Source organism: Pseudomonas sp. NFPP04 (genome assembly GCF_900113815.1).
In the GTDB taxonomy this organism is placed as follows: Bacteria; Pseudomonadota; Gammaproteobacteria; order Pseudomonadales; family Pseudomonadaceae; genus Aquipseudomonas; species Aquipseudomonas extremorientalis.
Window position 1 is genome coordinate 88,515 of sequence record NZ_FOQS01000002.1, and the last position, 18,746, is coordinate 107,260.

At 59.4% G+C, this 18,746-nt stretch carries 15 protein-coding genes; 7 read left to right on the plus strand and 8 right to left on the minus strand.

The genetic code is table 11. From position 1 onward, the window contains the following. The first annotated feature begins 3 nt into the window (after window positions 1-3). Window positions 4-1,377 carry a Trk system potassium transporter TrkA gene (gene trkA / locus BM017_RS04290; RefSeq protein ID WP_071490899.1) on the plus strand — a complete coding sequence of 458 codons (1,374 nt, stop codon included), beginning with the start codon at window positions 4-6 and terminating at the stop codon, window positions 1,375-1,377. 18 nt (window positions 1,378-1,395) lie between these two features. Continuing rightward, complete coding sequence (locus BM017_RS04295) at window positions 1,396-1,707, plus strand: hypothetical protein (protein WP_071490898.1); 312 nt, start codon at window positions 1,396-1,398, stop codon at window positions 1,705-1,707. 123 nt (window positions 1,708-1,830) lie between these two features. Here the strand turns inward: BM017_RS04295 and BM017_RS04300 are convergent, their stop codons facing one another. Further along, window positions 1,831-2,718, minus strand: a complete 888-nt coding sequence (locus BM017_RS04300; protein ID WP_071490897.1) for a lysophospholipid acyltransferase — start codon at window positions 2,716-2,718, stop codon at window positions 1,831-1,833. Window positions 2,719-2,758: 40 nt separating this feature from the next. After that, entirely contained in the window at window positions 2,759-3,316 is a 558-nt protein-coding gene (locus tag BM017_RS04305) for a DNA-3-methyladenine glycosylase I (RefSeq protein WP_071490896.1), read from the minus strand. Between the two features lie 81 nt (window positions 3,317-3,397). Here BM017_RS04305 and glyQ point away from each other — a divergent pair, with 81 nt between their 5' ends. The 4 genes from glyQ (at window position 3,398) to BM017_RS04325 (ending at window position 7,794) form a co-directional block, all read left to right on the plus strand. Next, entirely contained in the window at window positions 3,398-4,351 is a 954-nt protein-coding gene (gene glyQ, locus BM017_RS04310) for a glycine--tRNA ligase subunit alpha (protein ID WP_003187265.1), read from the plus strand. Then, window positions 4,348-6,402 carry a glycine--tRNA ligase subunit beta gene (gene glyS, locus BM017_RS04315; protein ID WP_071490895.1) on the plus strand — a complete coding sequence of 685 codons (2,055 nt, stop codon included), beginning with the start codon at window positions 4,348-4,350 and terminating at the stop codon, window positions 6,400-6,402. Before glyQ ends, glyS begins: the two co-directional genes overlap by 4 nt. A 2-nt stretch (window positions 6,403-6,404) precedes the next feature. Beyond that, window positions 6,405-6,941, plus strand: coding sequence for a D-glycero-beta-D-manno-heptose 1,7-bisphosphate 7-phosphatase (gene gmhB / locus BM017_RS04320; RefSeq protein WP_170856039.1), 537 nt, complete (start codon window positions 6,405-6,407; stop codon window positions 6,939-6,941). 82 nt (window positions 6,942-7,023) lie between these two features. Then, a complete protein-coding gene (locus BM017_RS04325) occupies window positions 7,024-7,794 on the plus strand; it encodes a lysophospholipid acyltransferase family protein (RefSeq protein WP_092241494.1) in 771 nt (256 codons plus the stop codon). 181 nt (window positions 7,795-7,975) lie between these two features. Here BM017_RS04325 and BM017_RS04330 read toward each other — a convergent pair whose 3' ends face one another. Both BM017_RS04330 and BM017_RS04335 read right to left on the minus strand, forming a co-directional pair. Continuing rightward, the gene (locus tag BM017_RS04330; protein WP_092241496.1) at window positions 7,976-10,255 is read right to left on the minus strand and encodes a CHASE2 domain-containing protein; all 2,280 of its coding nucleotides are present in this window, start codon (window positions 10,253-10,255) and stop codon (window positions 7,976-7,978) included. 3 nt (window positions 10,256-10,258) lie between these two features. After that, complete coding sequence (locus BM017_RS04335; protein ID WP_092241498.1) at window positions 10,259-11,191, minus strand: FecR family protein; 933 nt, start codon at window positions 11,189-11,191, stop codon at window positions 10,259-10,261. Window positions 11,192-11,478: 287 nt separating this feature from the next. On the opposite strand from BM017_RS04335, the gene BM017_RS04340 reads away from it, so the two are divergent. Further along, on the plus strand, window positions 11,479-12,204 hold the full coding sequence (locus tag BM017_RS04340; protein WP_071490891.1) for a response regulator transcription factor: 726 nt from the start codon (window positions 11,479-11,481) through the stop codon (window positions 12,202-12,204). A gap of 105 nt (window positions 12,205-12,309) precedes the next feature. Here BM017_RS04340 and gyrB read toward each other — a convergent pair whose 3' ends face one another. The 4 genes from gyrB to dnaA are packed head-to-tail and all read right to left on the minus strand — an operon-like array spanning window position 12,310 to window position 18,515. Continuing rightward, complete coding sequence (gyrB, locus tag BM017_RS04345; RefSeq protein WP_092241499.1) at window positions 12,310-14,727, minus strand: DNA topoisomerase (ATP-hydrolyzing) subunit B; 2,418 nt, start codon at window positions 14,725-14,727, stop codon at window positions 12,310-12,312. A gap of 4 nt (window positions 14,728-14,731) precedes the next feature. Then, window positions 14,732-15,835, minus strand: coding sequence for a DNA replication/repair protein RecF (recF, locus tag BM017_RS04350; RefSeq protein ID WP_058424369.1), 1,104 nt, complete (start codon window positions 15,833-15,835; stop codon window positions 14,732-14,734). A 20-nt stretch (window positions 15,836-15,855) separates the two neighbouring features. Continuing rightward, window positions 15,856-16,959, minus strand: a complete 1,104-nt coding sequence (gene dnaN, locus BM017_RS04355; protein WP_058424368.1) for a DNA polymerase III subunit beta — start codon at window positions 16,957-16,959, stop codon at window positions 15,856-15,858. Window positions 16,960-16,997: 38 nt separating this feature from the next. Continuing rightward, entirely contained in the window at window positions 16,998-18,515 is a 1,518-nt protein-coding gene (dnaA, locus tag BM017_RS04360) for a chromosomal replication initiator protein DnaA (RefSeq protein WP_092241502.1), read from the minus strand. Between the last annotated feature and the right edge of the window lie 231 nt (window positions 18,516-18,746).

The window sequence follows — 18,746 nt, forward strand, 5'->3', positions numbered from 1 at the left end:
CGGATGAAAATCATCATCCTTGGGGCAGGGCAGGTTGGTGGCACCTTGGCCGAACATTTGGCCAGCGAAGCCAACGACATCACCGTGGTCGACACCGACAGCGAGCGCCTGCGCAACCTCGGCGACCGCCTCGACATCCGCACCGTCCAAGGCCGCGCCTCGTTCCCGACCGTGCTGCGCCAGGCCGGTGCGGATGACGCCGACATGCTGGTGGCCGTGACCAACAGTGACGAAACCAACATGGTCGCCTGCCAGGTGGCCCACACCCTGTTCCACACGCCGACCAAGATCGCCCGCGTACGCGAAGCGGCTTACCTGACTCGCGCCGGGCTGTTCGACAACGATGCGATTCCGGTAGACGTACTGATCAGTCCGGAGCAGGTGGTAACCCACTACATCAAGCGCCTGATCGAAATCCCGGGTGCTCTGCAAGTGATCGACTTTGCCGGCGGCAAGGCGCAACTGGTCGCGGTAAAGGCCTACTACGGCGGCCCGCTGGTGGGCCAGCAACTGCGCCAGTTGCGCGAGCATATGCCGAATGTGGAAACCCGCGTCGCGGCGATTTTCCGGCGTGACCGTCCGATCCTGCCCCAGGGAGATACGGTGATCGAGGCCGACGACGAAGTGTTTTTCATCGCCGCCAAGGCGAATATTCGCGCGGTGATGAGCGAAATGCGCCGTCTCGATGAGACCTACAAGCGCATCGTCATCGCCGGCGGTGGGCAGATCGGTGAGCGTCTGGCCGAAGCCATCGAAAGCCGCTACCAGGTGAAGATCATCGAGATGAGCCCGGCACGTTGCCGGCATTTGTCCGACACCCTGGACAGCACCGTCGTACTGCAAGGCAGCGCCTCGGACCGCGACCTGCTGATGGAAGAAAACATCGCCGACGCCGACATCTTCCTGGCACTGACCAACGATGACGAAGCCAACATCATGTCGTCGTTGCTGGCCAAGCGGCTGGGCGCAAAGAAGGTGATGACCATCATCAACAACCCGGCCTACGTGGACCTGATCCAGGGCGGTGATATCGACATCGCCATCAGCCCGCAACTGGCCACCATCGGCACCTTGCTCGCCCACGTACGCCGTGGCGATATCGTCAGCGTGCACTCCCTGCGCCGTGGTGCGGCGGAAGCCATCGAGGCGATTGCCCATGGCGACTCCAAGTCGAGCAAGGTGATCGGCAAGGCCATCCGCGATATCGGCTTGCCGCCGGGTACCACCATTGGCGCGATCATCCGTGACGAAGAGGTGATCATTGCCCACGACGATACGGTGATCCAAACCGGGGACCATGTGATTCTGTTCCTGGTGGACAAGAAACATATCCGCGATGTGGAGAAGCTGTTCCACGTGGGGTTGAGCTTTTTCTGATCGAATGGAGTGAACGGCATGCTCGAATCCCTGGAGAAAATGCTCGCCAAGGGTGTGGATAACGCCCTGCTGCGGTTTGGCTTGGGCAAGGGTTATCTGGATCTGAAGGACAACGCCAAGGCAGCGGAGCATTTGAGCAAGTGCGTCGAGTTCGACCCGAAGTATTCGGCGGCGTGGAAGTTGTTGGGCAAGGCGCTGTTGGGGTTGGAAGATCGTGCAGCGGCGCGGCTGGCGTGGGAGAAGGGGATAGAAGCGGCGCTTGCTCACGGCGACAAGCAGGCAGAGAAAGAGATGACCGTGTTCCTGAAAAAACTCGATCGCCAAGCCTGAGCAAGACTTACATGTGGGAGGGGGCTTGCCCCCGATGGCAGTGTGTCAGTCGATACATATTTGACTGAGCAACCGCTATCGGGGGCAAGCCCCCTCCCACATTGGTTTTGCGTTGATCTTGAATCAGTACCAGCGCTCTTCACCCGGCGGGCGTTTCTTGAAGCGCTTCATGCTCCACATGTACTGGCTCGGGTAGGCACCGACGTAACGTTCCACCACCTTGCTCATCGCCGCGCAGGACGTGGCGGTATCGGTGCTGTACATGTCTTCCGGCGCCGCTTCCAGAATCACCTTGTAGCCCGAGCCATCCGGCAGCCGCAGTGCATGCAGGAACACGCCCACCGCCTTGTGGCCAGCAAGCATATTCGGCACGAACTTGCTGGTGAGCGCCTGGGTGGCGAAGAACGGCACGAAGATCCCGGCGGATTCGGCCGGCTCCGGGTCGGCGGGAATCCCCACCTGGCCGCCCTTGCGCACTTCCTTGATCACGCTGAGGATGCCTTCCTTGGTCGACGCGGCCACGCGGTTACCCAGTTGCACGCGCTGCTTGCGCAGCAGTTCATCCACCGCCTTGAGCTTGGGCGGGCGGTAGAAAATGATCGGCTTGCACTGGCTGCAATAGAAGTGGTTGAGCACTTCCCAGTTGCCCAGATGGCTGGTGATGCCGACCACGCCTTTGCCCGAGGCCAGGGCTTCGTGCAGCACTTCCAGGCCTTCGACTTCACGTACCAGGTCGATGGAGCGCTGGGCCGGCCAGATCCAGGCGCAGGCGCTTTCGGTGAGGGACTTGCCGATGTCCATCAGGCTCTGGCCGACCAGGCGCTCACGGGCAGCCGGGTCCATGTCCGGGAAGCACTTGGAGAGGTTGATCCGCACCGTGTCACGGGAGCGGTTGGGGGTTTTCCACATGATCCAGCCGATGGCCGTGCCAACCGCCTGGACAGCGCGCCAGGGCAGCAGGGCAAACAACCTCAGAGCGCCTACCAGCAAGGCGCCTTTAAACTTTTCCACAGGTCACTCCTGATCGTGTGTGGTGCGCAAAGCGCGCATTCTAACCGGCGTTGGCCAAGTCCGCGTAACGGTCGCAATCCTGAGTGTGGTCCATGACCATGCCCGAGGCCTGCATGAAGGCGTAGCAAATGGTCGGCCCGACGAAGGTGAAACCGGCTTTTTTCAGGGCCTTGCTCATGGCTTCGGCTTCGGGCGTGATCGCCGGGACTTCGCTGCGGTCCTTGAAGTGATTGACCTTGGGTTTGCCGCCGACGAAGGACCAGAGCAAACCCACCGGGTCCTCCAGCGCCAGCCAGGCAGCGGCGTTGCGCCGAGTGGCGTTGAGCTTCAGGCGGTTGCGCACGATGCCCGGATCGAGCATCAGCGCGTCTATCTCGGCGTCGCTCAGTTGGGCCAACCGCTGCGCATCAAACCCGAACAAGACCTTCCGATAATGCTCGCGTTTGCGTAAAACGGTGATCCAGGACAGGCCCGCCTGGAACCCTTCGAGCAAAAGCAACTCGAACAAACCCTGCGCATCGCGCAGCGGCGTTCCCCACTCCTGATCGTGATAAGCCATGTACAGCGGATCTTCAGAACACCAAAAGCAGCGTGGCATAAGGCTCCAGGGAGTGGTGGCGGGGCCGAATCGGGTATACTCCCGCTCTTTAAATCGCAGCCCAAGTAACAGGTGAATTTCGTGAGCCAGCCTACGCCAGCCGTGCGTACCTTCCAAGACTTGATCCTCGCCCTCCAGCAATACTGGGCCGAGCAAGGTTGTGTGGTACTTCAGCCCTACGATATGGAAGTAGGCGCCGGCACTTTCCACACCGCTACATTCCTGCGGGCCATCGGCCCGGAAACCTGGAACGCCGCTTATGTGCAGCCCAGTCGTCGCCCGACTGACGGCCGCTACGGCGAAAACCCGAACCGTCTGCAGCACTACTACCAGTTCCAGGTGGTATTGAAGCCGAACCCGGACAACTTCCAGGAACTCTACCTGGGCTCGCTCAAGCATGTGGGCCTGGACCCATTGGTCCACGACATCCGTTTCGTCGAAGACAACTGGGAATCGCCGACCCTGGGCGCCTGGGGCCTGGGCTGGGAAGTCTGGCTCAACGGCATGGAAGTGACGCAGTTCACTTACTTCCAGCAGGCCGGTGGTATCGAGTGCTACCCGGTGACCGGCGAGATCACCTACGGTCTCGAGCGCCTGGCCATGTACCTGCAGGGCGTGGACTCGGTCTACGACCTGGTGTGGGCTGACGGCCCGTTCGGCAAGGTCACCTACGGCGACGTGTTCCACCAGAACGAAGTGGAGCAGTCCACCTACAACTTCGAACACGCCAACGTCGACAAGCTGTTCGAACTGTTCGATTTCTACGAAAGCGAAGCCAAGCGCCTGATCGAGCTCGACCAGCCGCTGCCGTTGCCAAGCTATGAAATGGTGTTGAAGGCCTCCCATACCTTCAACCTGCTGGACGCGCGCCGTGCCATCTCGGTAACCGCGCGCCAGCAATACATCCTGCGTGTACGCACCCTGGCGCGTTCCGTCGCCCAAGCCTACCTGCTGGCTCGCGCCAAGCTGGGCTTCCCGATGGCCACCCCGGACCTGCGTGATGAAGTGTTGGCTAAGCTGGAGGCTGCACAATGAGTGTTCAAGATTTCCTGGTTGAACTGGGCACCGAAGAGCTGCCACCCAAGGCACTGAACACCCTGGCCGATGCGTTCCTGGCCGGTATCGAAAAGGGCCTGCAAACCGCCGGCCTGAAGTTCGCCGCGAAAAAAGTCTATGCCGCGCCGCGCCGCCTGGCCGTGTTGCTGACCGCACTGGAAACCCAGCAGCCGGACCGCAGCATCAACCTCGACGGCCCACCGCGCCAGGCCGCTTTCGACGCCGAAGGCAACCCGACCCAGGCCGCCCTGGGTTTCGCCAAGAAGTGTGGCGTGGAACTGAGTGAGATCGACCAGAGCGGCCCGAAACTGCGGTTCAGCCAGGTCATCACGGGCAAGCCGACCGCCAGCCTGCTGCCAACCATCGTCGAAGATTCGTTGAACGACCTGCCGATCCCCAAGCGTATGCGCTGGGGTGCACGCAAGGAAGAGTTCGTACGCCCAACCCAATGGCTGGTGATGCTGCTCGGTGACCAGGTCATCGACTGCACCATCCTCGCCCAGAAGGCCGGCCGTGACTCCCGTGGCCACCGCTTCCATCATCCGCAAGCGGTACGTATCACTTCGCCGGCCAACTACCTCAACGATCTGCGCGCTGCCTATGTGCTGGCTGATGCCAACGAGCGTCGCGAGCTGATCAGCAAGCGCACCGAAGAACTGGCCCGCCTGCAGGAGGGCACCGCCATCGTGCCGCCAAGCCTGCTCGACGAAGTGACCGCGCTGGTTGAATGGCCAGTGCCGCTGGTGTGCTCGTTCGAGGAGCGTTTCCTCGACGTGCCGCAGGAAGCCCTGATCACCACCATGCAGGACAACCAGAAGTACTTCTGCCTGCTGGACGTGGACGGCAAATTGCTGCCGCGCTTTATCACCGTGGCCAACATCGAGAGCAAGGACCCGCAGCAGATCATCGCCGGTAACGAGAAAGTCGTGCGCCCGCGCCTGACCGACGCCGAGTTCTTCTTCAAGCAAGACAAGAAACAGAAGCTGGAAGACTTCAACCTGCGCCTGCAGAACGTGGTGTTCCAGGAAAAACTCGGCAGCGTCTACGACAAAGCTGTGCGGGTTTCCAAGCTGGCCGCCTACATTGCGCCGCGCATTGGTGGTGACTCCGCCTGGGCTGCCCGCGCTGGCCTGCTGTCCAAGTGCGACCTGGCCACCGAGATGGTCGGCGAGTTCCCGGAGATGCAAGGCGTAGCCGGTTACTACTACGCCCTCAACGACGGCGAGCCGGACGACGTGGCACTGGCCCTGAACGAGCAGTACATGCCGCGCGGTGCCGGCGCTGAATTGCCAAGCACCCTGACCGGTGCAGCCGTGGCCATCGCCGACAAGCTGGACACCCTGGTGGGTATCTTCGGTATCGGCATGTTGCCAACCGGCAGCAAAGACCCGTATGCCCTGCGCCGTGCGGCCCTGGGCGTGCTGCGTATCCTGATCGACAAAAAGCTGGACCTCGACCTGACCCAGGCCGTGGTGTTCGCGGTCGGCCAGTTCGGTGCCAAGGTCAAACAGGCCGGCCTGGCCGAGCAAGTGCTGGAGTTTGTGTTCGACCGCCTGCGTGCGCGTTACGAAGACGAAGGCGTGGACGTGTCGGTGTACTTGTCGGTACGTGCCCTGCAGCCGGGTTCGGCGCTGGACTTCGACCAGCGCGTACAAGCCGTGCAGGCGTTCCGCAAACTGCCGGAAGCCGACGCCCTGGCCGCCGTGAACAAGCGTGTGTCGAACCTGCTGAGCAAGGCCGAAGGCCTGGGCAACGCTGACGTCGACCCTGGCCTGTTTGCCGATGCCAAGGAGTTCTCGCTGAACTCGGCCATCGCCAAGGCGGAAAACGCGGTGAAGCCGCTGATCGCTGAGCGCAACTACGCCGAAGCATTGGCGCGCCTGGCCACCTTGCGTGAGCCGGTGGATGCGTTCTTCGAAGCGGTGATGATCAATGCCGACGATGCCGGCGTGCGGAAAAACCGCTACGCCATGCTGGCGCGCCTGCGTGGCTTGTTCGTCAACATCGCTGACATTTCGACGCTGAGCTGACCATGTTGAAACTGCTGATTCTCGATCGGGACGGGGTGATCAACTACGACTCCGACGCTTACATCAAGTCGGTGGCGGAATGGATTCCACTGCCCGGCTCCATCGAGGCCATCGCGCAGTTGAGCAAAGCCGGCTGGACGGTGGCGATCGCCACCAACCAGTCCGGAATTGCTCGCGGGTACTACGACATCGCCACCCTGGACGCCATGCACGCACGCCTGCGTGCACTGGTGGCCGAGCAGGGCGGTGAGGTGGGGCTGGTGGTGTACTGCCCCCACGGGCCGGATGAGGGCTGCGATTGCCGCAAACCCAAGCCTGGCATGTTGAAAACCATTGCAGAACATTACAAGGTGCCCTTGGCTGGGCTATGGTTCGTCGGTGACAGCCTCGGTGACCTGGAGGCGGCCAAAGCCGTCGACTCTCAGCCAGTTTTGGTCAAGACCGGGAAAGGCGAAAAGACCCAGGCGAAAAACCTGCCGGTAGGCACCTTGATTTTTGACGATCTGGCGGCCGTTGCCGCAGAACTTATCAACAACTAGCCGCCCTCGACTTCCTGACCAAGGACTGTTCGGGAGTGCGCTTTTAACAGGCGGGCGTTGTCCCGCAACGGTAAATGCCGCCATGTCGATTTTGCAGGCCATCAGAACCTTTTTCTTTTACCTGCTGTTGGGCACCAGTTCGTTTCTCTGGTGCACCCTGAGCTTTTTTATTGCGCCCTTCTTGCCGTTCAAGGCGCGCTACCGCTTCATCAACGTTTACTGGTGCCGCTGCGCGTTGTGGCTGACCAAGGTGTTCCTGAACATCCGCTTCGAGATCAGGGGCGCGGAAAATGTCCCGGACCAGCCGTGCGTGATTCTGTCGAACCACCAGAGCACTTGGGAGACGTTCTTTCTCTCGGCGTACTTCTCGCCGTTGAGCCAGGTGCTCAAGCGTGAGTTGCTGTATGTGCCGTTCTTCGGCTGGGCCATGGCCATGTTGCGTCCGATCGCCATCGACCGCGACAACCCCAAGGCAGCGCTCAAGCACGTGGCCAAGAAGGGCGATGAACTGCTCAAGGATAACGTGTGGGTACTGATCTTCCCGGAAGGGACTCGCGTGCCCTACGGCACCGTAGGCAAGTTCTCACGCGGGGGTACGGCTTTGGCAGTCAACGCCAACTTGCCCGTGCTGCCGATTGCCCATAACGCCGGCAAGTTCTGGCCAAAGACCGGATGGGCCAAGCGCGAAGGCATCATCACCGTGGTGATTGGCGAACCGATGTACGCAGAAGGTGAAGGCCCACGTGCCATTGCAGCGCTGAATGACCGCGCTCAGGCGTGGAATGAAGCGCAGCAACGGGCAATGGGTTCGCTGCCGCCAGAGCCTGTTGTGGTCGACACTCCGGTGACCTGAGCATCTGTGGATAACCTGTGTACGGTTTGTTGGCGAATTGTGCTTTTTTAATCATAAAATCTTGATTTTATTGCATATTTCCCAAGCTCATAAAATCGCTGAAAAGGTGCATAAGTTTTTCCGCATAAAAAAACCGGTCCTTGCGACCGGTTTTTCATGCACAGCAGAAAAGTACGTTTTTTCAGTCTTCCAGCAGCGGTAGTTGCAGGCTGAACGTGGTGCCTTTGCCTACCACGCTTTCGCAACGGATATGTCCACCGTGGCGCTCGATTACCGCCTTGACCATGGTCAACCCCAACCCCAATCCTTCACTACCCTGAGCGGACTCAAAGCGCCGGTATTGGCTGAATAGCTCCGGCAAATCCTCTGCCGCAATCCCCGGCCCCTGATCGCTGATACGGCATTCCAACCAGCCCTGCGCACTGCTGTGCCGCAACCTGACGGTGGTACCGGAAGAGGAGTATTTGATCGCGTTCTCCAGCACATTGAACAACGCACGAGTGAGCAGCGACTGGTCAGCGGAGACCATGCCCTCGTCGGCCTCATCCAGATCATGAACCAGGTGGATCCCCTTGAGCTGGGCGATCAGCGCCACCTGATCAAAGGCGTCCATCACCAACATCGCAAATAGCGTCGGCTGGAACTGGTAACCGTCAGCTTCGGCCTTCGCCAGTTGCACGAAGGATTCGGTAAGGCCCAGGGCGCGGCGAACCTGTTGTTCTATCTGGGCGAAGACTGGGGACTCGCCGTTATGCACATCCAGCAGCGCGAGGATCGCCGAGTGCGGTGCACGCAAGTCATGAGAGAGGAAACGCAACATGGTTTCGCGGTGCTGTTGCGCATCACGCTCCTTGCTCAAATCCGTCAGGCTCAACAGCCAGCCCAGTGCAACATCACCTTCGGCCGGCAGCAAGGGTGCCAATTCCATGCGCAGGCTGCGTTGATGGATGTCGCGGAACTCGACCAGCTCCAGCGCCGAGAGGGCGGGGCGCACACCATTGTGCAGCGGCGGGTAGCCCAGGTCGGCCAATTGTTCCAGCAGGTTTTCGGTGACCAGGTCATTGCCGAACACCTCGCGGGCAATGCGGTTGGCCAGCAGGATGTTACCCATGGGGTCGGTAATCAGCGTCGCTACCGGCAGGCACTCCAGGCCATCGGCCATGAAGCGCCGCGTATCCCGCGTGCGGCTTACGGCCTGCTCCAGGGCAAAGATACGCGCTTGCAGCACGTCGCCTTTGCTGGCGGGCGCACGGCGGCGTTCGGGCAGGACTTTGGGTTCGTTATCCAGGCGTGCCAATTCCCAGCCGAAGTAGGCGAGGATCACGCTCAGGCGACGCCAGTTCCAGATCAGGTAGCTGAGCAGCAAACCAATCAGGCACGCGGCGGGCGACCACCAGTGGCCAAGACGCAACAAGGCCCAGGCGCCGAGCAACGCAGCGATCATGCAGCCCAGGGTCATCCACAGTGCATAGCGCGGGCGATAGAGCAGCAGGCCCAGCAATAACGCCACCAGGGAGGTCGCCATCAGCGCCGCGAGCCAGCCCGGCAGGTCGACAATGCTGCGACCTTGCAGCAAGCCGTTGAGCACATTGGCCTGGATTTCCACACCCGCCGTTGTACCGACCGTGGAGGAGAGGGGGGTGACGAACCGATCCCCCATACCGGAAGCCGTTGAACCCACCAGGATCAGGCGGCCTCGTAGCTGCTCGGGAGGAACCTCACCGCGCAATACGCTGACGTAGGACACGCTGGGGAAATGGGTATGGGGTGCGATAAACGGGATGCGGATGGCGTGTTCACGGTGCCAGTGTTGTGCGATCGCCTGCTGCGGCTCGCCCGGCATGTCCGATAGCTCGCCGCTCATCTCATAGGCCAGCCAGGCCAGTTGCGGTGCCGTCGTCTCGGGAGGGCCTTCACGTAGATACAGGCTGCGGACCACGCCGTCGCTGTCCGCTTCGACATTGATGTGGCCCACGCCCTTGGCGCACTTATGCAACGCCAGCATCTGACCACCGGGCTGGCTATAACTTGAAGTGCCCTCACGTACCAGAGGCAGCAAGACGTTGCCTGCATTGCATACCGCTTCGGCCAAGCGTTTGTCATTGGCGGGATCGCCGGGCTCACTGAAGATCACATCGAAGAGGATACCCGCCGGTTGACCGACGCTGAGGCGGTTGATCAGGTCGGCGTGCAAGCTGCGTGGCCAGGGCCACTGGCCAAGCTTTTTCAGGCTGGCGTCATCAATGGTCACCAGCAGGATGCGCGGGTCTACAGGAAGCGGGGTAAGGCGCCGAAGGCTGTCGTACAGCGGATTATTCAACGCCAGGCCTGGGCTCAACGACAGATAGACGGTAACAGGCAGCAACAGCAACCCGATCCACAACCACTCGCGCACCAGACCATGAAACAGGCGCTGGGCATGGGTGGGCTGGCGTTTCTCGGTCTTGCCCCAGAGCTTCATAGGTCAATGTGCCTGGGTGGTGGGTGGGTAGTAAAAGATGTCATAGACCCCGGTTTCTCCCTCCAGCCCGTTTTCATCGTAGGCCGAAAGGCGCACGTGGTAGAACGAGGCTTTGAGCCCAGTGAAGCTCATTTTCGGCGCACTGGAAAAGTTTTCCTGCTTGATGTCCATGAAGGCTTTGTCGGTAGCGACCTGTGCCCGGTATCGCTGGGCTCCGGGCAAAGGCCGCAGGTACAGGCTCCAGACCGGCGCATCACCTTTCTGGCCGTCCTGACCCACGAGCTTCGGTGCAGCAAGTAGCTCAACCGGTTTCAGGTCTCCCTGCTTCCTGAACAGCAGACCTTGCCGGGCACCGATTTTTACCTCCTGTTCCATCGGCTGGTTTTTTGCCTCGCGGCTGACGGCAACCTGCCCATCCAACACTTCGAGCACCGATTGCTCTGCGTCGTTACGCACCCGGAAATGCGTGCCGCGTACGCCCAACACCCCCACGGGGGTCACGATCTGAAAACGATCATGGTCGCTGGCACGCTTGATCACATACGCTTCCGCCTGGCCCTGTTCGAGTACAACCTGGGGAATCGACAGCTTGCGCTCCAGATGCAATCGAACCTGTGAACTTGCGGGCAACACCACGCGGGATCCGTCACCGAGCAACAGGCTGACGAACGCGGACGCCGAGGTCTTCACGCCTTCCTGTTCATCAATGGTCATGCCTTCCAGCAAAAGGCTCGCCTGGCCCTTGGTATCAATTTTCCAGGCTTCCCCGGTGAGATGCTGAACCACCGCCGGCAGGGGCTGGGGGCGACACAGCATGTGATCATCAATGTAAGGCGTGCGCGTCTTGCCAACCGCCCCTGCAGAGCCTACAGCCATGATCAACAATGAGGGGAGGGCACGGCACAGGCGGTTCGAAGAAAGGATCATGGTGCTCATCAAGATTGGGTTCCAGAAGGTATCTGACACCAGCACGCAGGAGTGTACGGCAGCGCATGCGTCGGCTGATCCTTTTCCTTATGGGCGGGAGCCGGTATCTTTCCCACATCGGTATCAAGGACTTTCAATGGGTTAATCGCACATTGATGCCAGCGTACCGAGAGATCCAAGGGGTCGACGGATCTGAACACAATTCTTCAGATTCAGAGACCGGCATCTGCGCAGTACGTGCCCATCACTAACCCGGCTGACGGCTGCCGTATTTTTCAAGAAGAAAGGACCCACCCATGCGTGTCGCAATACTGGATGACGAACCCGCGGAACTGCGACGGGTGGAACAGACACTGCGACAAATCCCCAGCACCGCCGAACAACCCTGGACCCTGCACTGCTTCGAACGCGGTGAAGACCTGCTACGCCAATTGCGCCGGGAAACCTTCGACCTGTTGATACTCGATTGGCAATTGCCGGATATCAGCGGTATTGCTCTGTTGCGCTGGACCCGTGAACACATGGAGTCGCCGCCTGCGGTCATCATGCTGACCAGCCGCGATGCAGAGAGCGATATCGTCACTGCGCTGAACAGTGGTGCCGATGATTATGTCAGCAAGCCCTTCCGTCCCAATGAACTGAAGGCGAGGGTGACGGCGGTTCTACGTCGCCACGGCCTGCAGAAATCAGCCAACCATGAAGTGCAGAGCTTCAACGACCTGACCTTTGATGATGCGGAGTTGACCGTGACCCGGGCGGGAAAACCGATCAACCTCACCGAACGCGAGTACCGTCTGGCCAGTTGCTTGTTTGCCAACCTGGCCCGACCGCTTTCCCGAGAGTATCTCTATGAGCGGTTTTGGACCCACGAAGAAATGGTGTCGTCGCGGCCGCTCGATACGCACATCTATCGACTGCGTAATAAGTTGGGACTGACCGCGGATAGGGGGTGGCAGCTGTTGACGATCTATGGGTACGGTTACCGATTGGAAAGTGTAGCGGTGCCCTCGCAACAGGGCTGAAAACCAGAATGTTCCACGTGGAGCATTCAGCAGACAGCCGATATACACCCAATAAAAAAGGCCAACGCATAGCGTTGGCCTTTTGGGTTCAGCAGACTATCAGAATCAGAAGTCCAGGTTGGAGACCGCCAGGGCATTACTTTCAATGAAGTCACGACGAGGCTCGACCGCATCACCCATCAGGGTGTTGAAGATCTGGTCCGCGCCAATGGCGTCCTCGATGGTCACGCGCAGCATGCGACGCTGAGCAGGGTCCATGGTGGTTTCCCACAGCTGATCCGGGTTCATTTCACCCAGACCTTTGTAGCGCTGGATGGTATGGCGCTTGGTGCTTTCGGCCATCAGCCAGTCGAGGGCTTCCTTGAATTCCTTGACCTGCTTCTTGCGTTCGCCACGTTGAATATAAGCGCCGTCGTCCAACAGGGTGCTCAGTTGTGCGCCCAGCGTTACTACGGTCTTGTAGTCATTGCTGCCGAAGAAGTCGCGGTTGAAGGTGACGTAGTTCGACAGGCCGTGGGAGATCAGTTCGACCTCCGGCAGCCATACGTTACGTTCACGGTCTTCACGCAGGCTGGCTTTGTACACCAGGCCGGACTTCTCGACAGTGCGCAGACGCACTTCGTACTGGGCCAGCCAATCCTGCATGTGCGTGTGGTCGCCCAGTTGCTCCAGGCTTACGGCTGGCAGGTAGATGAAGTGCTCGGTCAACTCCTGAGGGTAAAGGCGCGACAGACGCTTGAGGGTCTTCATCACCATGCGGAAGTCGTTAACCAGACGCTCCAACGCTTCACCGGAGATGCCCGGAGCCTCATCGTTCAAGTGCAGGCTGGCATCTTCCAGAGCCGACTGCGTCATGTACTCTTCCATGGCGTCGTCGTCTTTGATGTATTGCTCTTGCTTGCCTTTTTTGACTTTGTACAACGGCGGCTGGGCGATGTAGATGTAGCCACGCTCGATCAGCTCCGGCAACTGACGGAAGAAGAAGGTCAGCAGCAGGGTCCGGATGTGCGAACCGTCGACGTCAGCATCGGTCATGATGATGATGTTGTGGTAGCGCAGCTTGTCGATGTTGTACTCGTCGCGGCCGATACCGCAGCCCAACGCTGTGATCAAGGTGCCAACTTCCTGGGAAGAAATCATCTTGTCGAAGCGCGCCTTCTCGACGTTGAGGATCTTACCCTTCAACGGCAGGATGGCCTGGGTGCGACGGTTACGACCCTGCTTGGCGGAACCGCCAGCAGAGTCACCTTCCACCAGGTACAGTTCGGAGAGGGCAGGGTCCTTCTCCTGGCAGTCAGCCAGTTTGCCTGGCAGGCCAGCGATATCCAGCGCACCTTTACGACGGGTCATCTCACGTGCCTTACGCGCCGCTTCACGGGCACGTGCAGCGTCGATCATCTTGCCAACGACCAGCTTGGCTTCGTTCGGGTTCTCCAGCAGGAAGTCGGAGAAATACTTGCCCATTTCCTGTTCAACGGCAGTCTTCACTTCGGAAGACACCAGCTTGTCTTTGGTCTGGGAGCTGAACTTGGGATCCGGCACTTTCACCGAAATAATCGCGGTCAGGCCTTCACGCGCATCATCACCGGTGGTGGCGACTTTGTGCTTCTTGGCCAGGCCTTCGGCCTCGATATAGGTATTCAGGTTACGCGTCAGTGCGGAACGGAAACCCACCAGGTGAGTACCGCCGTCGCGCTGAGGAATGTTGTTGGTGAAGCACAACAGGTTCTCGTTGAAACTGTCGTTCCACTGAAGGGCGATTTCCACGCCAATGCCGTCTTCACGCTGGATGTTGAAGTGGAACACCTGGTTGACCGCAGTCTTGTTGGTGTTCAGGTATTCAACGAACGCACGCAAGCCGCCTTCGTACTTGAACAGCTCTTCCTTGCCGCTGCGCTCGTCCTTGAGGACGATACCCACGCCGGAGTTAAGGAACGACAGTTCACGAATCCGTTTGGCCAGGATGTCCCAGCTGAAGTGGATATTCTTGAAGGTTTCAGCCGATGGCTTGAAGTGGATCTGCGTACCGGTGGTTTCACTGTCGCCGACGATTTTCATCGGTTCTTGTGGAACACCGTGGACGTAGGTCTGTTCCCAGATCTTGCCGCTACGGCGCACGGTCAGGATCAGCTCTTCGGACAGTGCGTTCACTACCGAAACGCCCACACCGTGCAAACCACCGGAGACCTTATAGGAGTTGTCGTCGAACTTACCGCCGGCGTGGAGCACGGTCATGATGACCTCCGCCGCCGAGACGCCTTCTTCTTTGTGCACGTCTACTGGAATACCGCGACCGTTGTCACGCACGGTAATAGACTCATCCGGGTGGATGATGATGCTGATGTCGTCGCAGTGACCGGCCAAAGCTTCGTCGATGGAGTTGTCGACCACCTCGAACACCATGTGGTGCAGACCGCTACCGTCATCAGTGTCGCCAATGTACATACCGGGACGTTTGCGTACGGCATCCAAACCTTTCAGCACTTTAATGCTGGTCGAGTCGTACGTGTTTTCTTCGCTCATGCCTTCACTCCCGATGGTCGTGGGTCTGGGTGATACGGCCTTGTTCCACGTGGAACAAAGCGACTGGCGTTTCCGTCTGCCAGCCTTCCCTCAATAATTCGTGGTCTACACAAGTGATAAACACCTGGCAGCGTAATTCTTCCAACAAGCGGCATAGCGCGTGGCGGTGCTGCTCGTCGAGTTCCGACGGCAAGTCGTCCACCAGATAAATACACTGACCGCGCCGGGCTTGGCTCACCAAGTGGCCCTGGGCAATCCGCAGTGCGCACACCACCAACTTCTGCTGGCCACGGGACAAGATGTCCGCAGCATTGTGAGCGCCTAATCTAAGGCGCAAATCAGCCCGCTGTGGTCCGGCCTGGGTATGACCAATTTGCTGATCCCGCTGCAGGGACGTCGCGAGCACTGCACTCAGCTCACGCTCTTTGTCCCAACCACGGTAGTAGCTCAGCGTCAGCCCTTCGAGGTCCAACAACTCACTCAAGGTCTGCTCAAAGACTGGTTTCAAGGCTTTGATATAGGCGCGGCGGTATTCATCTATTTCGTCGCTGGCCAGGCACAGTTCACGGTCCCAGGCCGCTTGCGAAGCGGCGTCAAGTGTACCATGCCGCAGCCATGAGTTCCGCTGCCGCAGGGCCTTCTGCAAGCGCTGCCACGTGGCCATAAAACGTGGTTCCACGTGGAACACTCCCCAATCGAGGAATTGCCTGCGGATTTTCGGGGCACCTTCCAACAAACGAAAACTGTCGGGGTTGATCAATTGCAGCGGCAGAATTTCCGCCAGCTGCGCGGCACTGCGAGCATTTTGCCCGTCAATGCGGATTTGGAACTCTCCACCGCGATCTCGGGATATGCCCAGGCTGCTGTGCCCGCCTTCAGCCAGTTCGACCTGGCCAAACACCGTGCACGCCAATTGTTCGTACTGGATGACGGGTAACAGGCGAGCGCTGCGAAAGGAACGGGCAAGCCCCAACAGATGAATGGCTTCCAGCACGCTGGTTTTGCCACTGCCGTTGGCGCCGTGGAGGATATTGATGCGGGGAGAGGGGGAGAAGGTCACCGGGTGCAGATTGCGCACCGCGGTGACCGAGACGCGACTGAGGGACATCTAGCTTCTGCTGAGCATGGTTACAGGCGCATCGGCATGACAACGTAAGCCGAGTCATCGTTGTCGGATTCCTGCACCAGGGCGCTGCTGTTGGAGTCCGACAGAATCAGACGAACCTGTTCGGTGGTCATCACACCCAGTACGTCCAACAGATAGCTAACGTTGAAGCCGATTTCCAGTGAACCGCCGTTGTAGTCAACGCCCACTTCTTCTTCCGCTTCTTCCTGCTCCGGGTTGTTCGCTTGGATTTTCAACTGACCGTTGGCCAGTTGCAGACGGATACCACGGTACTTCTCGTTGGACAGGATCGCGGTACGGCTGAACGCTTCACGCAGCGCTTGGCGATCGCCCAGCACCAGCTTGTCGCCACCTTTAGGCAACACTCGCTCGTAATCCGGGAACTTGCCGTCAACCAGCTTGGAAGTGAACGTGAATTCGCCGGTAGTCGCGCGGATATGGTGCTGCCCCAGCACGATGCTGACGTTGCCTTCCGGCTCTGTAAGCAGACGCGCCAGCTCAAGGATACCCTTGCGCGGCACGATCACCTGGTGACGATCCGGTTGGCCGATATCGGCACGCATCGAACACATCGCCAGACGGTGACCGTCGGTGGCCACCGCGCGGATAATACCTTCCGACACTTCCAACAGCATGCCATTGAGGTAGTAGCGTACATCCTGCTGGGCCATGGCGAAGCTGGTGCGCTCGATCAAGCGACGCAGCTTGCTCTGATCCAGGCTGCACGTCAGAGAACCCGGGCCTTCTTCAACCGTCGGGAAATCATTTGCCGGCAAGGTGGACAAGGTGAAGCGGCTGCGGCCGGCCTTGACGACCAACTTCGCTTCATCAACCTTGATGTCGATCAACGCATCGTTCGGCAGGCTTTTGCAGATGTCCATCAGCTTGCGCGCCGGCACGGTGATCTCGCCAGGCTCGGCGGGTTCTTCCAGCTGTACACGACCGACCAGCTCGACTTCCAGGTCGGTACCGGTCAGGGACAATTGCTGGCCTTCGACGACCAGCAATACGTTAGAGAGCACCGGCAAGGTCTGTCGGCGCTCGACGACGCCTGCGACCAGTTGCAGGGGTTTCAACAGGGCTTCGCGTTGAATGGTGAAATGCATGGTCTAGTCCCTTGCCTTAATAAGCTGCGCTGGTGTCATCAAGTAGTCAGTGTACGCAGCAGGTTCTTGTAGTCCTCGCGAATATCCGCGTCGGATTCCTTAAGTTCGTTGATCTTGCGGCACGCGTGCAAGACCGTGGTGTGGTCGCGTCCGCCAAACACATCACCGATTTCCGGCAGGCTGTGGTTGGTCAACTCCTTGGAGAGCGCCATGGCCACCTGACGGGGACGTGCAACCGAGCGCGAACGGCGCTTGGACAGCAGGTCGGAAATCTTGATCTTGTAGTACTCGGCCACGGTGCGCTGGATGTTATCCACACTCACCAGTTTGTCCTGCAGCGCCAACAAGTCTTTGAGGGATTCGCGAATCAACTCGATGGTGATATCGCGGCCCATGAAGTGTGAGTGCGCGATGACCCGCTTGAGTGCACCTTCGAGCTCACGCACGTTGGAGCGGATGCGTTGGGCGATAAAGAAGGCGGCATCGTGTGGCAGGTCGACTTTGGCCTGATCGGCCTTTTTCATCAGGATCGCGACGCGGGTTTCAAGCTCCGGCGGCTCTACCGCAACAGTCAGGCCCCAGCCGAAGCGCGACTTCAAGCGTTCTTCCAGGCCTTCGATTTCCTTCGGATAACGGTCGCTGGTCAAGATGACCTGCTGGCCACCTTCGAGCAGGGCGTTGAAGGTGTGGAAAAACTCTTCCTGGGAACGCTCTTTACGGGCAAAGAATTGAATGTCATCGATCAGCAACGCATCAACCGAGCGGTAGAACCGCTTGAACTCGTTGATCGCGTTGAGCTGCAGGGCCTTGACCATGTCTGCCACGAAACGCTCCGAATGCAGGTACACGACCTTGGCATTCGGGTTCTTCTTTAACAGGTGGTTACCCACAGCGTGCATCAAGTGAGTCTTACCCAAGCCAACGCCACCATAAAGGAAGAGCGGGTTGTAGCCATGCTTGGGGTTATCGGCGACCTGCCAGGCGGCTGCGCGAGCCAACTGGTTGGATTTACCTTCGACAAAGTTCTCGAAGGTGAACGTACGGTTCAGGTAGCTGGTGTGCTTGAGCGCGCCTTCGACCTGGACGGTGCGCTGTTCGGCGCGGACCGGGGCTTGCTGGGACGCGGCGCCTGCCATCGGGTCAAAGCTGTCGCGGGACGGCTCTTCATTTTCTGGCGCGCTTTTTCTCGCAGACGATTTGGATGATGCCGGTGCAGGAGCAGGCGCACTGGCGGCCGGTGCGGCGGCTGCCTGGGCTTGCGACGCCGCAGCAGCCAATGGCGCATTCGGCGCAGCGCGAGGTGCAGAGCTGCGTTTGCTGCCTATTAATAAGGAGAGCACGGGCGCGAGGCCGTTGCCATGTTCATCGAGCAATTCGAGAACGCGGCTCAGGTACTTCTCGTTGACCCAATCGAGAACAAAACGATTGGGTGCGTAGACACGCAACTCGTCGCCTTCGGCTTCGACCTGTAGCGGACGGATCCAGGTGTTGAATTGCTGGGCAGGCAGCTCATCGCGCAAAAGCTCCACGCACTGCTGCCAAAGTTCCACTGACACGGATATCCCCTAAGTTGAAAGCCGGTGAGGCAAAAACAGCCGCCATTGTAGCGGCGAGCCGTCCACTTATCCACATGTAGCTTGATCACAGGCCAGCCAAAATCAACGTCTTAACAGCAATAAAGGCGACCAATGGTCTGTGCATAAGCTCTGTGGATAAGCGGCCCTGAGATCGTTGCACAAGTGGGGGCGAAAGTCTGTGGGTAACCAGCCTGTGGATAACAGCCCATT

Bases quoted from the DNA above. Each gene is read 5' to 3' on its own strand.
- dnaN (WP_058424368.1), bottom strand. From the start codon at position 16,959: ATGCATTTCACCATTCAACGCGAAGCCCTGTTGAAACCCCTGCAACTG.
- BM017_RS04325 (WP_092241494.1), top strand. From the start codon at position 7,024: ATGTCGATTTTGCAGGCCATCAGAACCTTTTTCTTTTACCTGCTGTTG.
- BM017_RS04340 (WP_071490891.1), top strand. From the start codon at position 11,479: ATGCGTGTCGCAATACTGGATGACGAACCCGCGGAACTGCGACGGGTG.
- gmhB (WP_170856039.1), top strand. From the start codon at position 6,405: ATGTTGAAACTGCTGATTCTCGATCGGGACGGGGTGATCAACTACGAC.
- recF (WP_058424369.1), bottom strand. From the start codon at position 15,835: ATGTCCCTCAGTCGCGTCTCGGTCACCGCGGTGCGCAATCTGCACCCG.
- glyS (WP_071490895.1), top strand. From the start codon at position 4,348: ATGAGTGTTCAAGATTTCCTGGTTGAACTGGGCACCGAAGAGCTGCCA.
- BM017_RS04330 (WP_092241496.1), bottom strand. From the start codon at position 10,255: ATGAAGCTCTGGGGCAAGACCGAGAAACGCCAGCCCACCCATGCCCAG.
- gyrB (WP_092241499.1), bottom strand. From the start codon at position 14,727: ATGAGCGAAGAAAACACGTACGACTCGACCAGCATTAAAGTGCTGAAA.
- BM017_RS04305 (WP_071490896.1), bottom strand. From the start codon at position 3,316: ATGCCACGCTGCTTTTGGTGTTCTGAAGATCCGCTGTACATGGCTTAT.
- trkA (WP_071490899.1), top strand. From the start codon at position 4: ATGAAAATCATCATCCTTGGGGCAGGGCAGGTTGGTGGCACCTTGGCC.
- BM017_RS04295 (WP_071490898.1), top strand. From the start codon at position 1,396: ATGCTCGAATCCCTGGAGAAAATGCTCGCCAAGGGTGTGGATAACGCC.
- BM017_RS04335 (WP_092241498.1), bottom strand. From the start codon at position 11,191: ATGAGCACCATGATCCTTTCTTCGAACCGCCTGTGCCGTGCCCTCCCC.